Origin of the sequence: Clostridium sp., from assembly GCF_051654825.1 — a bacterium.
In the GTDB taxonomy this organism is placed as follows: domain Bacteria; phylum Bacillota; class Clostridia; order Clostridiales; family Clostridiaceae; genus Clostridium.
The window spans coordinates 36,199-54,715 of record NZ_JBOFYU010000051.1 but is presented as its reverse complement, the minus strand read 5'-3'; the positions used below and the strand labels follow the sequence as shown (position 1 = coordinate 54,715).

Here is an 18,517-nt window from a genome sequence, read left to right as displayed (position 1 = left end):
TAATCCAAACTATAGGTAGAGCAGCTAGAAACTCTGAAAGTAGAGTTATAATGTATGCAGATAGAATAACTAAGTCAATGGATAAATCAATAAAGGAAACAGAAAGAAGAAGAGAAGTACAAATGAAGTATAATGAGGATCATGGAATAACTCCTCAAACTATAATTAAAGATGTAAGAGATGTAATAGAAGCAACAACTGCTGCAGAAGATGGAATAGCATACGAAGCAGAAAAGATTGAAGAAGTAGCACCTAAGGATAAAAAGAAATTAATTAAAAAGTATACAGATGAAATGATGGATGCAGCTAAAAATCTTCAATTTGAAAGAGCAGCAGAGCTTAGAGATATGATAGAAAAGCTTAAATAATTGTAAGTAAGATAGCAATTTAAGTGGTACTATTTTGGCAGTATATAAGTGTGATTTTAATTATGAAAATAAATCACACTTATAATTTTTTACAAACACATATTTAACTATTTAGCTAAATAACTATTGACTTAGGGTAATTTTGGATCTATTATAATAATATAAGAATATTTAGCTATTTAGCTAAATAATTAAGGGGGTGTTTTTTATAAATAAGGTATTTAAGGCATTAGGTGATCCTACAAGAAGAGAAATTTTAAAAATTTTAAATGATGGAAGTATGAATGCGGGAGATATAGCATCTAAGTTCGATATGTCAAAACCATCTATTTCAAAGCATTTAGATATTTTAAAGGACGCAGAACTGATAGTATCTGAAAAAAAGGGTCAATTTATAATTTATACACTTAACACAACTGTATTACAGCAAGCATTAGGTGGATTCTTAGGTTTATTTAATCAAGAGGGGTAGGAGGATTTTAAAATGAGTATAAAAAAATTAGACTTAACACAATGGTTAATAATAATTGCAAGTGCAATTATTATAGTACTAGGAATAATCAAAGGTGACTCTTCACTTATGAGTGCTATATTTTGTGCAATTATAATAGGTGTTTTAATAATAGTTGATATTAAAGCACCAACTATAGGAAATATTGATAAAGATAATCCAAAGGTTAAGTCTATGAGATTTATGAATAGATTTACTATGATATTAATAGTTGTAATTTCGATAGTTATGACGTTTTTTCCAGAAGGTATTAGTGAAGAGGGAACTAGTGGAATAGTATTAGTTGGAATAACATCTGTTATTATGATGATATTAGGAAATAAGTTGCCACAATTACCTATGAATAGAAATATAGGTTTTAGGCTTCCATGGATTATTAGAAATGAAGTAGTATGGAATAAAACACATAGATTTATGGGAATAACATCATTTGTATTTGCAATATTACAATTTATATTAGTATTTTTCGTAAAATCAGAAGTTGCTGCAAGTATAGGAATACTTGGTTGGATAGGGCTTGGAACTATTTATTCATTATATATTTACTATAAACAGTTCAATTAATAGAAAAATATATTTGATTAGAAGTAAGTCATAAAATAATTTTATGGCTTATTTTTTTATGTTCATTTTAAAGTTAACAAATTTTAACAAAAGATAAATACTGATAACATTTTCTTAATATGGATTTAATTGTAAATTGATATGATTACTTCATAAAAGAATGGAGGTAGTAGGAATGAATAAAAAGTTAAAATATATTATCGCAGCTGCTATTGTTACTGCAATGACTACAACATCAGTATTTAGTACAAGAAATGTAGTGGAGGTAAAGGCTGATGAAAAGGGAAATACTAAAAATGTTATATTTATGATAGCTGATGGAATGAGTACAGAAGCTATTACTTTAGCAAGATATTATAATGGTGGAACTCTTACTATGGATGAAATATCTAGTGGAGCTGTAACTACAAGATGGGCTAATGGTCCTATTACAGATTCTGCACCAGGGGGAACAGCTTATTCAGCTGGGCAAAAAACATTAAATAAGTATATTGCTACATCAACTGAGGAAAAGCCACTTGCTACGTTAATTGAAGGAGCTGAAGCTATAGGAAAATCAACGGGTATAATAGCTACTTCTGAAATAACACATGCAACTCCAGCTGATTTTTCAGCACATACTGATAACAGAGCAAATTATAATCATATTTTAAAGCAACAAATAAATAATGATATGGAAGTTGTTTTAGGTGGAGGATTTGGAGTAGCATCACAGTATAAAGATGTACAAGATTTTAATAAATATAAAGAAGAGAGAATTGAAGAAATAAAATCAGAAGGATTTGATTATGTAACTAGCAAAGAAGAAATGGATAATTATAATGGAGAAAAGCTTTGGGGTTCATTTTCAAATGCAGATGTTAAATATAACTTAGATAGAATTGAATCAAATGATTCAACAGAAGCTAGTTTAGAGGATATGACTAATAAGGCTATAGAAGTATTAAACAAAAATCAAGATGGATTCTTCTTAATGGTAGAAGGAAGTAAAATAGACTGGGCAGCGCACAACAATGAACCAGTTGGAATGGCTAGTGATATAGTTGCATTTGATAATGCAGTAAAGGCAGCAGTAGACTTTGCTAAAAAGGATGGAAATACAATAGTTATAGTTACTACAGACCATGGGAATAGTGGGATAACTATAGGAAGCAAAGAATTTAATGAAAATGTAACATCTTATGACAAAGCTACATTTGAGCAAACTGTAAATAATATTAAAGATGCAAAAATTACAGAAGAATCATTTATGAATTTAATTAAAGGTAAATCCGATTCAGAAATCAGCTCTCTTACTAAAAAATATTATGGTTATGATAATTTAACAGCTGAAGAGTTAAATTTAATAAAAGATAGTTCAAAGGGAATAAAGTCTGTAATTGCAACTAGATGTGGTTTAGGATTTACAACTACAGGACATACAGGAGAAGATGTTTATCTTGGAGTATATGCACCTCAAAACATGGAGAAATTAAGTGGTGTAGTTGATAATACTGAAGTAAATAGATATGTAGAAGAACATTTCCTTGGAAGTGGTGCTTTAGAAAGTCACACAAATAATATTTTCTTAGATGGTGAAACTACATTAAATTCTATAGAAGGAGTTACTGTAGATTTAAACATAGAAAATGGTGATGCTCCAAAGGTATTAGTTGAAAAGGGTGGCAATAAAGTTGAGTTAGAATTATTTACAAATAATTATAAGCTTAATGGAGAAGAAAAAGAATTAAAAACAGTAATGCCATATATAAAGGGGAAATATTATATTCCACAAGAGTTAGTAGATATTATAAAAAATTTAGAAGATAAGCCAGGAAGTCAATATAATCATTATTATGGTGATTTCCATAATCATACAGGATATTCAGATGGTAAGTATGGAAGTACTCCAAGAGATGCATATCAATTTGCATATGATCAAGGTGATGTAGACTTTATGGCAATAACAGATCACTCATCAATGATTAATGATAATGAATGGACAGACACAGTAGCAACAGCAAATGAACTAAATGAAGATGGCAGATTTGTAGCTATTGCAGGTTATGAGCAAACACAACTTTTTGGACATATGAATGTATTTAGTCTTAATGAAGAAGATAAGCCAATAAATGATTGGAATATGGATAGATGGTACACTACATTAAGTCAAATGCCTTATTCATTAGCGCAGTTTAATCATCCAGATGGAACCGATTATGGCGATTTTAAGGATTTCAAATATGTTGAAGAGTTAGATAGTATAGTTAATTTATTTGAAATAGGTTGTGGAGATTCATCAATAGAAGAATCAGACTACTATTTTAGATGGTCAAGATTTGATGGATATTATCAACAATATTTTAATGCATTAGATCAAGGATGGCATTTAGCTCCAGTAAATAACCAGGATAACCATAGAGGAAGTTGGTATGCATTAAATGAATGTAGAGGAGTTGTTTTATCAGATAATCTTTCAAGAGAAGGAATATATGATGCAGTAAGAAATAGAAGATTATATGCAACAGAAGATGAAAATCAAAAGATTAACTTTACTATTAATGGGGAAGTAATGGGAAGCATCTTAGAAAACTCAGAAGAGTTTAAGGGAAATGTTTCTATATCAGATCCTAATAGTGATGATTTAATATCTAAGGTTGAAATATTAGGTGATGGTGGAAAGTTTGTAGATGGAAGATTTGAAATAAATAGTAATTCTTTTGATTGGGACTTTAACATTAATAATGCAGCAGGAAATAGATATTTTGTAGTTAAAGTTACTAAAGCAGATGGTGGAATATCAATAACAGCTCCAATATGGACAGGGCTTGAATTTGATAATTCAGAAGAGGAAGTAGAAAAAGAAGTTGGCATGACTATTTCAAAATCAGAAATAGAAGATATAAATGATACTTTTGAAATATCATTAAATAATTTAAGAAAACCATCAGTAGGTTCTGATTGGGTTGGAATATATGAAAAAGATACAGAACCAGGAAAGAGAAATTCAATTTGGTGGAACTGGTTAAATGATCTAGGGGTAGATGAAGCAGGAAATAGTAAATTTACTGTTGATTTAAATCAATCAATAGAAAGTGAAAAGCATAGATTACAAGCAGGTAAGGACTATAAAGCAGTAGTTTTTTATGGCGGAAGCTATGATGCAAAGGCAGAAGTAAACTTTTCTATTAAGCAAAATAGTAATGATATTGTAGTAGAAACTGAAGTAGGGGGTAGTAACTAATGTTTTCAAAAAAGACAATAAATAAAATTATGGCATTAACAGGATCAGTATTGATGACAGGTTTAATAATATCATCAGGTATTAAGCCGGTTACTGTAAATGCTGATACTAAAAATGTAAAAAAAGTAATATATCTTATTGCAGATGGAATGAGTACAAGTACTATGACTTCAGCTAGATATTACAAGGATTATCAAGATGGTATTTTAGGGAATGATAAGTTATCATTAGATGCAATTCAAACAGGATATGTAAGAACTAGCTGGGAAAATGGACCTATCACTGATTCAGCACCAGCAGGAACTGCATTATCAACAGGATTTAAGACAAATAATGCTCATATTGGAGTTACTCCAGATAAAAAGCCTATAGCAACTATTTTAGAGGCAGCAGAATTAAGTGGTCTTTCAACAGGAATAATAGCTACAAGTGAAATAATGCATGCAACACCAGCAGCATTTTCATCTCATGATTCTGCAAGAAGCAATTATAATAGCATTATGAAGCAACAAGTATATCAAGATATGGAAGTTGTTTTTGGTGGTGGTGATGAATTCTTTGGTCCAACAGGTGGGGGAAAAAGAAATGATGGAAAGGACTTAACTAAGGAAATTAAGGAGTTAGGTTACGAGTATATAACTACTAGAGACCAATTAGAAGCTAGTGATAGTGGAAAGCTATGGGGAATGTTTGCAGATAGAGATTTAGCTTATGAAGCAGATAGAGAAGAGTTTAATAATAGTCAGCCTTCTTTATCAGATATGACATCTAAGGCAATAGAAGTTTTAAATAAAAATGAAGATGGATTCTTCTTAATGGTAGAAGGAAGTAAAATTGACTGGGCAGCCCATGCTAATGATCCAATAGGGGCAATTACAGATACATTAGAGTTTGATGAAGCAGTTAAGGTTGCATTAGATTTTGCTAAATCTAATGAAGATACAATCGTAGTAGTTACTACAGATCATGCTAATAGTGGATTAAGTATAGGAAATAGTGATACAAGCTCAGGATATGATAATTTAACATATGAAGATTCAGTGTTAAATTTAAAGGATGGAAAGATAAGTCAGGAGCAATTTAATAAAATAATAGAAGGAAAATATGATACAGAAATACAAGAGTTAATAACTAAGTATCATGGGTTTAATAATGTATCAGAAGAAGAGGTTAATTTAGCTAAAGAAGGCAAAATAAATGAAGTTGTAGCAAAGAGATGTAAAATAGGATATACAACAGATGGGCATACTGGTGGAGATGTGTATCTTGGGATATATGCGCCAAAAGGTGTGGAAAAATTATCAGGAACTGTGGAAAATACTGAGTTGCCTAAATATATAGAAGCAAATATGGGATTAAATCTTGAAGAAGCAACAAAAGCATTATTTAATAATGTTAAAGAAGAGTTAGAATCAAAAGGTGCTTCATTTACAATAAATGAAGATGATAAGGAAAATCCTTATGCAGTATCATCAAAGGGTGATGTAGAACTTAAAATATTTGCTAATACAAATAAGGTAGAAGTTAAAAAAGTAAATGATGTAAAAACACATGAATTAAATGGTGTAGTTGTTTATAATGGTAGTGATTTTTACTCAACTAAAGAAGTTGGAGAAATATTAGAGTTAGCATTAGAAGACAACAGTGGAAGCAATGGTGGTAATAACAATGGAGGTGGAAATGGTGGAAACAACTCTGGAAATAATTCATCAACAAACAAGCCATCTGGTGGAAATAGTAATTCTAGTAGTAATTCTAGTGGAAAGCTGCCTTACACAGGAGCAGTAGTAGGAACAGGAATGATATTACTTATTGGTGCAGCATCAACAGTATTAGGTGCAAAGTATTATAAAAAGAAATAGTAGGTATAGGGGTATGGCGTAATGTCATACCTTTAGCTTTTTATAAAAAATAAAAAATAATTTAAAAAATCTTATTGCATGTAAATGTTTAATGTGATATTATATGGGTGTAGTAAATGATTACATAAGTGAATATTGATTAACACCTTTGTTAAGGCGTGTTACTGGTAAGCAGGCAAGACCTAAATAGAAGTGGACTATTTTAATATTATTATAGATATATCTGTATCTATATTTAGTATTAATTTGTATAGTTCGTTTTGTTTAGGTCTTTTTTTAGTGCTTAAAAATATTCTTAACATAATAAATTTTTAGGAGTGATTAAAAATGGATTATAAAAAAGTGGGGATTCAGGTATTGGAGTTAGTTGGAGGAGCTAAAAACGTAAGTAAGCTTACTCATTGTGCAACTAGATTAAGATTTGAATTAAATGATATGGATAAGGTTCAAGTAAGTAAAATTGAAAAATTACAAGGTGTAATTAGTGTAGTAAATAAGGGTGGACAATTCCAAGTAGTAATTGGGAATGATGTTCAGCAAGCATATAGAGCAATACTAAAGGAAACCGGCAATTTAGATGGAGGAAGCAAGGCTACTAATAATTCTAATAAAGGAAAGGGAAGTATGATTTCAAGATTTGTAAGTGTAATATCTACAACATTTACACCTATGATACCGGCTATAACAGGGGCTGGAATGATTAAGGCTGTTCTTGCAATATTAACTTTAACGGGGTTATTAAGTGATGAAAGTCAAACATACTTCTTATTAAATACTATAGCAGATGCAGCATTCTTCTTTATGCCAGTTTTACTTGCTTATGGAGCAGCAATTAAATTTGAGTGTAGTCCTATATTAGCAATGACACTTGCAGGAGTATTACTACATCCAAACTTAGGAGCGCTTATGGCATCAGGAGAGCCAGTACATTTTTTAGGTATTAAAGTAACTCTTGCAGATTATGCAGGATCAGTATTACCTATAATTATTACAGTTTGGGTAATGTCTTATATAGAAATATTTGCAGAAAAAGTATCACCATCAATTATTAAGTTCTTTACAAAGCCATTAATAATATTATTAGTTACAGCACCAATAGCATTAATAGCAATAGGACCATTTGGTGTATATTTAAATGACTTAGTAGCATCAGGAGCAGAAATTATTAATTCTAAAGCAAGTTGGTTAATACCATTCTTAATGGGAGCACTTCAACCATTATTAGTAGTAACAGGTACAGCTTGGGCAATGACACCAATCGCAACTATGCAATTATCTAATACAGGATCAGAAATGATAAATGGACCTGGTATGTTAGCATCTAACATAGCTCAAGGTGCAGCAACAGTATGTGTAGCAATAAAATCAAAAAATAAAAATTTAAAGCAATTAGCAGCATCATCAGGTATTACAGCACTTATAGGTATTACAGAACCATCACTTTATGGAGTAACATTAAAGCTTAAAAAGCCATTAATTGCAGCTATGATAGGTGGAGGATGTGCAGGGATATATGCAGGACTTGTAGGACTTGTACGTTATGCATTTGTATCACCAGGGCTTGCAGCACTTCCAGTATTTATTGGAGAAAACCCAATGAATATAGTACATGCTTTAATAACTTGTGTAATTGCTTTTGTAGTAACATTTGCATTAACTTGGATTTTAGGGTTTGAAGATCCTGTAGATGAAGAGGAAGAAGAAGTAGTAGAAGTAGTAGAAAATAGAGAAAAAGTTAGAATAATAGATACAAACAAAGAAGTTGAAATTGTTAGTCCTTTAATGGGTGAATTAGTACAATTATCAGAAGTAAATGATGATGTATTTTCAAGTGGATTATTAGGAAAGGGTGTAGCTATAATACCATCAGAAGGAAAGGTAGTAGCCCCTGTAAGTGGAGAAATTTCAGCAGTTCTTGATTCAAAACATGCAGTAGGAATAACATCAGATACAGGTATAGAAATGTTAATACATGTTGGAATAGATACAGTTAATTTACAAGGAAAGCATTATAAGGCTAATGTAAAAATAGGAGATAGAGTTAATGTAGGGGACTTATTAATAGAATTTGAAATGGAAAAGATAAAAGAGTTAGGATATGAAGTAATTACTCCAGTCTTAATAGTAAATTCAGATAAGTTTACAGAAGTAAAGGGAATAGAAGATAAGAATGTAGAGTTTGGAGAAAATATTATAACAGTTAAATAAATTTATATGCAGTTAATATAGTTATAGTTTAGTTAATAAAAGGAGAATGGTTATGATATATAAAGAAATTAAAAACTTTCCAGAAGATTTTTTATGGGGGGCATCTACATCAGCTTATCAAGTTGAAGGTGCATGGAATGAAGATGGTAAAGGGTTATCAGTAATAGATATGTGTGATCATCCAGAGGGAACGGCAGATTTTAAGATTGCAAGTGATCATTATCATAGATATAAGGAAGATGTAAAGCTATTTGCAGAAATGGGACTAAAGGCTTATAGATTTTCAGTAGCTTGGACGAGAATAATACCAAATGGAACTGGTGAGATTAATCAAAAGGGAATCGAATTTTATAATAATTTAATAGATGAATTATTAAAATATAATATAGAGCCTGTAGTTACAATGTTCCATTTTGACTTACCTTATGCATTAGAAGAAAAGGGAGGTTGGGGAAGCCGAGAAACAATAGATGCCTTTGTGAATTACGCTAAAGTATTATTTGAGAGATTTGGATCAAAGGTTAAATACTGGCTAACTATAAATGAACAAAATACAATGATTCTTCATCCAGGTGCAATAGGAACTCCAAAGGGAAAAGGCCTACCAAGCAAAAAGGAGTTATATGAGCAAAATCACAATATGCTTTTAGCTCAAGCCAAAACAATGGCATTATGTCATGAAATGTGTCCAAATGGAAAGATAGGACCAGCTTTAAATATTACATCAATGTATCAAGAAACCTGTAATCCAAATGATGCAATTGCAGCGCATAATTGGGAGTCAATTCGTTGTTGGAACTTCTTAGATGTTGCGGTTAGAGGAAGATATAATAGTGTGGCATTTAGTTATTTAGTAGATAGAGGAATTGAGCCAACTATATTAGATGGTGATATGGAGATATTAAAAAGAGCTAATCCAGATTTTATAGCAATGAATTATTATTCTACAGCAACTATAGCTGAAAGTAAGAATAATCCATCAGATGTATCAGCTAGAGCTGGAGATCAACAAATAATGCTTGGAGAACAAGGTGTATATCGTGCGGCAGAAAATTCATATGTTGGAAAAACTAAATATGGATGGGTAGTTGATCCCGTTGGGCTTAGAATGACATTAAGAAAAGTATATGAAAGATATAATTTACCTATATTAATAACGGAAAATGGTATAGGTGCCCCTGATTTATTAGAGGAAAATGATGTAGTAAATGATGATTATAGAATTGACTTTATTAGAATACATTTAGAACAATTAAAGCTAGCTATTTCAGATGGAATTGAAGTTATGGGATATTGTCCCTGGTCTGCAATTGATGTTGTAAGTACACATCAAGGATATGGTAAAAGATATGGATTTATATATGTGGATAGAGAAGAGTTTGATTTAAAGGATTTAAGAAGAATTAAAAAGAAGAGTTTTAGTTGGTATAAGAAAGTAATAGAATCAAATGGTAGAATGTTAGTTTAATATGAAAAATAGAATGCTTATTATATTGGGCATTCTATTTTGTCTTATATTTTGTAAAGCTATAAATATGTAATATAATAGATTTATTGCTAATTAGTAGTTTCAAGGGGTGAACATAGTGAGGATAATTAAAGTGCTAAATAATAGTTTAATTTTAGCTGAAGATTCAAATGGAAAAGAAGTTATTGCTATGGGGAAGGGCATTGGATTTAAAAATAAAGCTGGAGATATATTAGATCAAAGTGTTATAGAAAAGGTATATGCACCTAGGGATAATATTGCTGCAAAGGATTATATAAGACTTATAGAGGAAACACCAGTAGAGCATATAGAAATTACAAATAATATAATAAAGATGGCTAATGAAAAGCTAAATGGAGCATTAAGTGACCAGATTTTCATTACATTAGTGGATCATATATCATATGCTTTAGTAAGATATGAAAAAGGTATAGTACTTCAAAATAGGTTAACCTGGGAAGTTAAGAAGTTTTATCCTAAAGAATTTGAACTTGCATTAGAGGCTGTAAATTATATAAATAAAACATTAGATATTTCATTGCCAGAGGAAGAGGCTGCAAATATAGCATTTCATTTTGTAAATGCACAAACTAATGAACAAGAAATGCAGGATACTATATTAAGTGTAAAAATGCAAAAGGATATATTTAATATAGTTCAATATAATTTAGGGGTAAAGTTAGATAAGGATTCAATTAATTACTCTAGATTTGTTACACATGTTCAATTTTTTATTCAAAGATTACTTGAAGGAAAAATGATAGAAGCAAAGGATAGATTTATTTTTGATCAAATAACTAGAGAATATGAAAAAGAAGTAAAGTGTGCAAATTTAATTGGAGATTATGTAAAGAATTTATTAGATAAAGAAATTTCATATGAGGAGTTACTTTATTTAACTATACATATAGTGAGGATTTCTCAAAGATAAATTTATGATATAATACTAAGGAATTTAATTATATGGAGGAATGAGTATGTTCACTAAGGAAGAACTTTTAGTACTTGAAGATGCGTTAAAAATTGCTGATGCCGAATATATAAAATTAATGGATGAAAGTAAAAACAATAAAAATAAGCTAGTAGCTTACAATAGAAAGCAAAAAAAGCTTTGGTTAGTGCAAAATAAATTAAAGAAGCTTATTGCAGAAAAATAAAATATATTAATGTAAGTAGAAAAAGCATGATATTCAAAAGTGAATGATTATGCTTTTTTTATTTAGGGAAACATATTTAAAAGAGTTTAAAAAATTAAATAACTAATAAGGTTTATTAATTGACAAGATATACAAAGAAAATTAAAATATATTTAGGAACGTTTGTTCGAGTTTAATTTATTAAATAAAGTTCAAACTAAAATATGATTTATATAAGGGGGCATTAGTATATGAAAGATAAAATTGTCATAAAAGGTGCAAAGGTACATAATTTAAAAAATGTTTCATTAGAAATACCTAGAGATAAATTAGTAGTGTTTACTGGTTTATCAGGATCAGGTAAATCTTCTTTAGCATTTGATACTATTTATGCTGAAGGTCAAAGGAGATATGTAGAATCTCTTTCATCCTATGCAAGACAATTCCTAGGGCAAATGGATAAGCCAGATGTTGATTATATAGAAGGATTATCACCAGCTATATCTATAGACCAAAAAACTACAAGCAAGAATCCTCGTTCAACAGTAGGAACAATTACAGAAATATATGATTACTTAAGATTATTATATGCAAGAGTAGGAACACCATATTGCCCTAAGTGTAAAATTCAAATTGAACAACAATCTGTTGATCAAATTGTGGATGGTGTTATGGAACTTGGGGATAAAACTAAGCTACAAGTATTAGCTCCTATTATTAGAGGGAAAAAGGGAACTCATGAAAAAGTATTAGATAATATAAAAAAGAACGGATTTGTTAGAGCAAGAATAGATGGTTCAATTTATGATCTTACTGAAGAAGAGGTAACTTTAGATAAGAATATAAAGCATAATATTGAAGCTGTTGTTGACAGAATAGTTATTAAAGAAGGAATAGAAGGAAGACTTTCAGATTCAGTAGAAACGGCATTAAAGCTTGCAGAAGGCTTAGTTGTAATAAATGTAATTGGTGGAGAAGATATATTATTTAGCGAAAAATTTGCATGTCCTGAGTGTGGATTAAGTATAGATGAGCTAGCTCCAAGATTATTTTCATTTAACTCACCTTTTGGAAAATGTGATTATTGTGATGGGTTAGGAGCATTAATAGAATTAGATGAAAATTTAATAATTCCTAACAAGGATTTAAGCATTATGGAGGGAGCTATTGCAACCTGGGGTGATGGAAGATTAAAGGATGATTCTTGGACATTAGCTATAATGAAGGGCTTAAGTAAGGAATATGGATTAGATTTAAATAAGCCTATAAAAGAGTTAAGTAAAGATGACGTAGATTTATTACTTTACGGAACTAAGGGAAAGAAGATTAAGGTTATATACACAAAGGAAGGTGTAAAAGCTCAATATGCTTATGCCTATGAAGGAGAAATAAATTCTTTAAAGAGAAGATATAGAGAAACTAATTCAGATTTAATTAAAGGCGAAATAGAGCAATATATGAGTAATAACAATTGTCCAAAATGTAAGGGGGCAAGGTTAAAAAAAGAAGCTTTAGCTGTAAAGGTTGGAGAAAAAAATATATATGAATTTACAAGCTTATCTATAAAAGAAGAACTTGAATATATTGAATCACTTGTATTTTCAGAAAAAGACCAAATAATTAGTGACCAAATAATAAAAGAAATAAGAAGTAGATTAAAATTCTTAATAGATGTTGGTTTAGATTACTTAAATTTAGCAAGAACTGCAGGAACATTATCAGGTGGAGAGTCTCAAAGAATAAGACTTGCAACTCAAATTGGATCAGCACTTATGGGAGTTTTATATATATTAGATGAGCCAAGTATAGGACTTCATCAAAGAGATAATGATAAGTTAATTAAAACATTGCAAAACTTAAGAGATGTAGGAAACACAGTTATTGTAGTAGAACATGATGATGATACTATAAAGGAAGCTGACTTTATTGTTGATATAGGACCAAGAGCAGGTGAACATGGTGGAGAAATAGTTGCCGCAGGGCCAATTGATGTAATAGAAGCCTGCGAGGAATCTATTACTGGTCAGTATTTAACAGGAAAGAAAAAAATAGATGTTCCTACAGAGAGAAGAAAAGGAAATGGAAACAAAATTACTGTCCAAGGGGCTAAAGAAAATAATTTAAAGAATGTAAATATATCAATTCCATTAGGGACTTTAAGTATGGTAACTGGGGTTTCAGGTTCAGGAAAAAGTACTTTAGTTAATGAAATTCTTTATAAAGGATTAAATAGGATAATAAATAGAAGTAAGAATCCAGTAGGAGCCCACAAGGGAATAACAGGTGCAGAATTTATAGATAAGATTATAGATATAGATCAAAGTCCAATAGGAAGAACACCAAGATCTAATCCAGCAACTTATACAGGAACATTTGATATAATTAGAGAACTATTTTCTACTACACCAGAAGCTAAGATGAGAGGATATAAGCCAGGAAGATTTAGTTTTAATGTTAAGGGTGGAAGATGTGAAGCTTGTTCAGGTGATGGAATAATTAAAATTGAAATGCAATTCTTATCAGATGTTTATGTACCATGTGAGGTATGTAAAGGAAAGAGGTATAATAGGGAAACTTTAGAAGTTAAATATAAAGGTAAATCTATAGATGATGTTTTAAGCATGACTGTAGAAGAGGCTGTAGTTTTCTTTGAAAACATACCAAGAATAAAAAATAAGCTACAAACATTAAATGATGTAGGGCTTGGATATATTAGATTAGGTCAACCATCAACACAATTATCAGGTGGGGAAGCTCAAAGAATTAAATTAGCAACAGAGCTTTCAAAAAGAAGTACAGGAAAAACATTATATATTTTAGATGAACCAACAACAGGGCTTCATATTGAAGATGTTAATAGGTTAATTGAAATACTTCAAAGATTAGTAGATACAGGAAATACAGTAGTAGTTATTGAACATAATTTAGAAATGATTAAGTGTGCAGATTATATTATAGACCTTGGTCCAGAAGGTGGAGATAAAGGTGGAACATTAGTTGGAGCAGGTACACCGGAGAAAATTTGTAAATTAGATAACTCATATACAGGAAAATATCTTAAGAAGATGTTAAGTTAACAGTATAGGACTTGTTATTTCTTGCTAGAAGTTTTAATATATAATGGTAATAATACTTAATTTTAGAGGTGAAGATATGAGTTTTTCAAAACTAACGACCTTAGTCTTTGGAATAGCATTTATGATAGTACTTTACGGTATTATTTATTATGCACTAAAGATTATGTACAAGGATGTCAAAAGTGGTGGAAAGAGAAAACAAGCTTCAGCGAAAAAAAATTATGGGCTAGAGGTATTAAAAGCAGGGGGAAATGAAGGTTTAGAAGAAGGAACGATATTGCTATTAAGAGAACCTATAACCATAGGAAGACGAGAAGGAAACACGGTTAGATTAACAGACCAGTATGCTTCTGGGAATCACGCTAAACTTGTAGTAAAGAATAATGAGGTTTATATTGAGGATTTAAACAGCACAAATGGAGTATTTATAAATGATGAAAAAATAGACTCTAGTGCTAAAGTAAAGCCGAATGACAAAATAAAAATAGGAAGTGCTACATTTAAGATTATAAGATCAGATAAAAAATAGAGGTGAGAATGTGAAAAGTACATTAAAGTTAGAGAAGAGAGTTCTTGTATTAATTTATCTACTATGCTTACTTCTGTTTACTAACCTAGCTTTATTAAAAAAGCCGTTTGATTATAAAGCACTTGGAATGGGAATTGTATTATGTATTATAGTAATGTATTCTCACTATGTAATAAGAAAATTTTATCCTGATGGAGATAAGTTTATGCTTATATTCTCCAGTATTTTAGCAATAGTAGGAGTTGCAGTAATATATAGAATAGATCCAACTATGGCAATGAAGCAATTAGTATGGGTAGTACTAGGAATAATATCCTATATAGCTATAGTAGTAATATTGCCAGATTTAAAAAGTTTTGCGAAATATAAAAAACTATATATGATAATTACTTTAATATTTATGCCAATGGCATTGATATATGGACTAATATTCCAGGTATCAACTAATGGTGCTATGAACTGGGTATACATAGGTTCTTTTGGTTTTCAGCCATCAGAATTTGGGAAAATAGCTTTAGTTTTATACTTATCAGCAGCATTAATGAATTATGAAAGTAAAAATATATTAAAGGAAGATTTTAAACAGCTTATAGAACCAGCTTTAGTAGTAATGTACTCACTAGCATGTATGGTTTTACAAACAGATTTAGGATCAGTGTTAATATTCTTTGGTATATCAGTAACTATGCTTTATATAGCAACATCTAAAAAGAAATATGTTTTCACATGTTTAGGATTATCAGCTGTTGGAGCAATAGGAGCATATGGAATGTTTAGCCATGTTAAGCGAAGAGTTATGATTTGGTTAGATCCATGGATGTATGCTCAAAATGAAAGTTATCAATTAGTTCAAGGTCTATATGCAATATCATCTGGAGGCTTAACTGGTGTTGGGCTAGGGCAAGGATATCCAGAATTTATATTTGCAGTAGAAAGTGATTTTATATTTGCACTTATATGTGAAGAATTAGGAATGATATTTGCAGTAGGTATTATGATTTTATATTTCTTACTTTTCTATAGAGGAATTAGAGCTGCCTTTGTTACTAATGAAAAATTTAGTCAATTAGCAGCAGTAGGATTTAGTACAATGATTGCATGTCAAACCTTAGTAATAATTGGTGGTATATTTGCAGTAATACCTCTAACGGGTATAACATTACCTCTTATTAGTTATGGTGGTAGCTCAATGCTTACTATTTTCTTTGCACTTGGTATTTTACAAAAGATTTCGGAGGAGGCTTAAGACATGAATGATTTAGGCAAAAACGTAAGAAATGTAATGGTAGTATTCCTTTTTTGCTTTGTATCTTTAATATCATATATAGCTTACTTCCAAATATTTAAGGGACCTGATATTGCAGAGGACTCTAATAATGTAAGACTATGGGCAAAAAGAAATGAAGTATTAAGAGGAACTATTTATGATAGAAATGGAGAGCCTTTAACTAAAAGTGAAAGAGTAGATACATTAACTCAAAAAAGAGAATATACTCAAGGTGATTTATATGTTCATGCATTAGGATATGTAGATGAAAGATTTGGGTTAACAGGCTTAGAAGAAGAGTTTGATGATGAACTTTCAAAGTATAATACATTTTCAACAGGTATAAAAAACTTTTTCTCAGATTTTAGCTTTGAAAAGATATTTGTAGGAGCAGATGATGATAAAAAGGTTGGTAATGGAATTGTAACTACATTAGATCCTAATATTCAAAGGGTTGCATATGATGCACTAGGTGATAACAAGGGATCAGTTGTAGCATTAAACCCAAAGACAGGGGAGATATTGGCCCTAGTATCAAAGCCAACATATGACCCTGCAAATTTAGAGGGAGCAATGAATGATGCTAATTCAGGAGCTGATGAAGATAATAAGCTTTATAATAGAGCTTTAAACGGAATCTATCCTCCAGGATCAGTATTTAAGACAATTACTTTAGCTAGTGCATTAGAAAATGATCCTTCAGTAGCAGGGAGAATATTTAGTGATACAGGAAAAATTAGCTTTGCAGATGGATCTTCATTAAATAACTATATGTATCAAGCTCATGGTGATATAGATTTACAAATGGCTTTTAGAGTATCAAGTAACTTTGTATTTGGGTCATTAGCATTAGAACTTGGAAATACAGCTTTAAAAACAACAGCAGAAAAGTTTGGTTTTAATTCAGTTATACCAGGAGTTGGAGTAACTATTTCACCAAGTCAATTCCCAACTCTTCAAAGTTATGAGGAAGGAAATATAGCTCAAAGTGGTATTGGTCAAGGTGGAGTAGTTTCTACGCCAATACAAATGGCTATAATGGCTGCAACAGTAGCAAATGATGGTGTTTTAATGCAACCAAAGCTAGTTAATAAGGTTGTAGACAAGGATGGAAACTTAGTAAAAGAAATTCCAGATAAGGCTTTAAAAAGTGATGTAATATCTCCAGAAGTGGCAGGCACTATAAAGGAATATATGGGATATTTAGTTTCAAATAATATTTATAGATGGCCAGCTTTTGATGGTACAAATGCAGGAGCTAAGACAGGAACAGCAGATTATAATTTACCAGATGGAACTCCAGCAGTTCCTCATGGATGGTTTATATCAGCAGCACCATTAGACAACCCACAAATTGCAGTAGCAGTAATAGTGGAGAATGGGGAAAATGGTGCAGGTCTTGCAGCAGATGTTGCATCTCAAGTTGTAAGAATGGCAGTACTTGGAGAATAAAGATTAAAGTATTATCATAACGAGATCATAAATTAGAAAGTCTAGTAAGAATAAAATTTCTTGCTAGATTTTTTTTTTATATGTATATGGTTACAAATACCATATATTTTTTTATCTAAACACCATTATTAATAATATGGCATATATTATAGTGAAAATGTCGAATATTATTAGATATTTCGATTAACTTGTGAAGATTAAGATGAGAAATGAGGACGAGAGTATGTTTAGAGTAGAATCACTAAATGTGGAGGGATGCTTTTTAATTACTCCAACAGTAATGATGCAAACAACATGTGATTTAATCAATGTTTTTAATGATACACAGTTTAACATTTATGGACTAAGTACAGATTTTAAAGAGGAATATTATGCTATAGCTAGGCCAGGTGCTTTAAGGGGACTACATTTTCAAGCTCCGCCAGTTGCGCATGATAAGCTAGTAACTTGTGTTTTAGGTGAAATACAGGATGTAGTTGTAGATTTAAGAAAGGAATCAAAGACTTATGGTAAATACACTATAGTAGATTTAAATGAAACAAATAGACAGCTAATTTATATACCAAAGGGTTGTGCACACGGATATTACATTAAAGGAAAAAAAGAAGCATTAATTTTTTATAAAGTTACTAAGCCATTTGATTCACAATATAGAGGTGGAATTCATTGGAGTTCACTAAATATACCATGGGATATTAATGGTTCTCTAGAGGTTGAAGCTGAGGATGATACTTGGCCAAAATTTGAAAATTTTGATTCACCATTTTAAAAATAAGAGCCCTACAAAATGTAGGGCTCTTATTGTATTAATCCACAACTATGATAAAATTT

The 18,517-nt window shown here is 30.7% G+C and carries 14 protein-coding genes; all 14 read left to right on the top strand.

What is annotated here, in order from left to right; translation table 11 throughout:
* Positions 1-368, top strand: a 368-nt coding sequence (locus ACRDBA_RS03235; RefSeq protein WP_438571494.1) for a UvrB/UvrC motif-containing protein, incomplete at its 5' end; no start/stop codon positions are given.
* A gap of 199 nt (positions 369-567) precedes the next feature.
* On the top strand, positions 568-840 hold the full coding sequence (locus tag ACRDBA_RS03230) for an autorepressor SdpR family transcription factor (protein ID WP_438571493.1): 273 nt from the start codon (positions 568-570) through the stop codon (positions 838-840).
* Between the two features lie 12 nt (positions 841-852).
* Positions 853-1,443 (top strand): SdpI family protein, encoded by a 591-nt coding sequence (locus ACRDBA_RS03225; protein WP_438571492.1) that lies wholly within the window; start codon positions 853-855, stop codon positions 1,441-1,443.
* 175 nt (positions 1,444-1,618) lie between these two features.
* Positions 1,619-4,666, top strand: coding sequence for an alkaline phosphatase (locus tag ACRDBA_RS03220; RefSeq protein WP_438571491.1), 3,048 nt, complete (start codon positions 1,619-1,621; stop codon positions 4,664-4,666).
* Positions 4,666-6,528, top strand: a complete 1,863-nt coding sequence (locus tag ACRDBA_RS03215; protein ID WP_438571490.1) for an alkaline phosphatase — start codon at positions 4,666-4,668, stop codon at positions 6,526-6,528. The genes ACRDBA_RS03220 and ACRDBA_RS03215 overlap by 1 nt, the downstream gene beginning before the upstream one ends.
* A 327-nt stretch (positions 6,529-6,855) precedes the next feature.
* On the top strand, positions 6,856-8,736 hold the full coding sequence (locus ACRDBA_RS03210; protein WP_438571489.1) for a beta-glucoside-specific PTS transporter subunit IIABC: 1,881 nt from the start codon (positions 6,856-6,858) through the stop codon (positions 8,734-8,736).
* A gap of 52 nt (positions 8,737-8,788) precedes the next feature.
* Positions 8,789-10,204, top strand: coding sequence for a glycoside hydrolase family 1 protein (locus ACRDBA_RS03205; RefSeq protein WP_438571488.1), 1,416 nt, complete (start codon positions 8,789-8,791; stop codon positions 10,202-10,204).
* A gap of 118 nt (positions 10,205-10,322) precedes the next feature.
* Complete coding sequence (gene licT / locus ACRDBA_RS03200) at positions 10,323-11,156, top strand: BglG family transcription antiterminator LicT (RefSeq protein WP_438571487.1); 834 nt, start codon at positions 10,323-10,325, stop codon at positions 11,154-11,156.
* 46 nt (positions 11,157-11,202) lie between these two features.
* Positions 11,203-11,382, top strand: coding sequence for a hypothetical protein (locus tag ACRDBA_RS03195; RefSeq protein ID WP_438571486.1), 180 nt, complete (start codon positions 11,203-11,205; stop codon positions 11,380-11,382).
* A gap of 230 nt (positions 11,383-11,612) precedes the next feature.
* Entirely contained in the window at positions 11,613-14,438 is a 2,826-nt protein-coding gene (gene uvrA / locus ACRDBA_RS03190; RefSeq protein WP_438571485.1) for an excinuclease ABC subunit UvrA, read from the top strand.
* A gap of 76 nt (positions 14,439-14,514) precedes the next feature.
* A complete protein-coding gene (locus ACRDBA_RS03185) occupies positions 14,515-14,967 on the top strand; it encodes an FHA domain-containing protein (RefSeq protein ID WP_438571484.1) in 453 nt (150 codons plus the stop codon).
* A gap of 10 nt (positions 14,968-14,977) precedes the next feature.
* A complete protein-coding gene (locus tag ACRDBA_RS03180; RefSeq protein ID WP_438571483.1) occupies positions 14,978-16,213 on the top strand; it encodes an FtsW/RodA/SpoVE family cell cycle protein in 1,236 nt (411 codons plus the stop codon).
* Positions 16,214-16,216: 3 nt separating this feature from the next.
* Complete coding sequence (locus ACRDBA_RS03175; protein ID WP_438571482.1) at positions 16,217-17,686, top strand: peptidoglycan D,D-transpeptidase FtsI family protein; 1,470 nt, start codon at positions 16,217-16,219, stop codon at positions 17,684-17,686.
* A 223-nt stretch (positions 17,687-17,909) separates the two neighbouring features.
* Positions 17,910-18,455 (top strand): dTDP-4-dehydrorhamnose 3,5-epimerase family protein, encoded by a 546-nt coding sequence (locus ACRDBA_RS03170; protein ID WP_438571481.1) that lies wholly within the window; start codon positions 17,910-17,912, stop codon positions 18,453-18,455.
* The last annotated feature ends 62 nt before the right edge of the window (positions 18,456-18,517 follow it).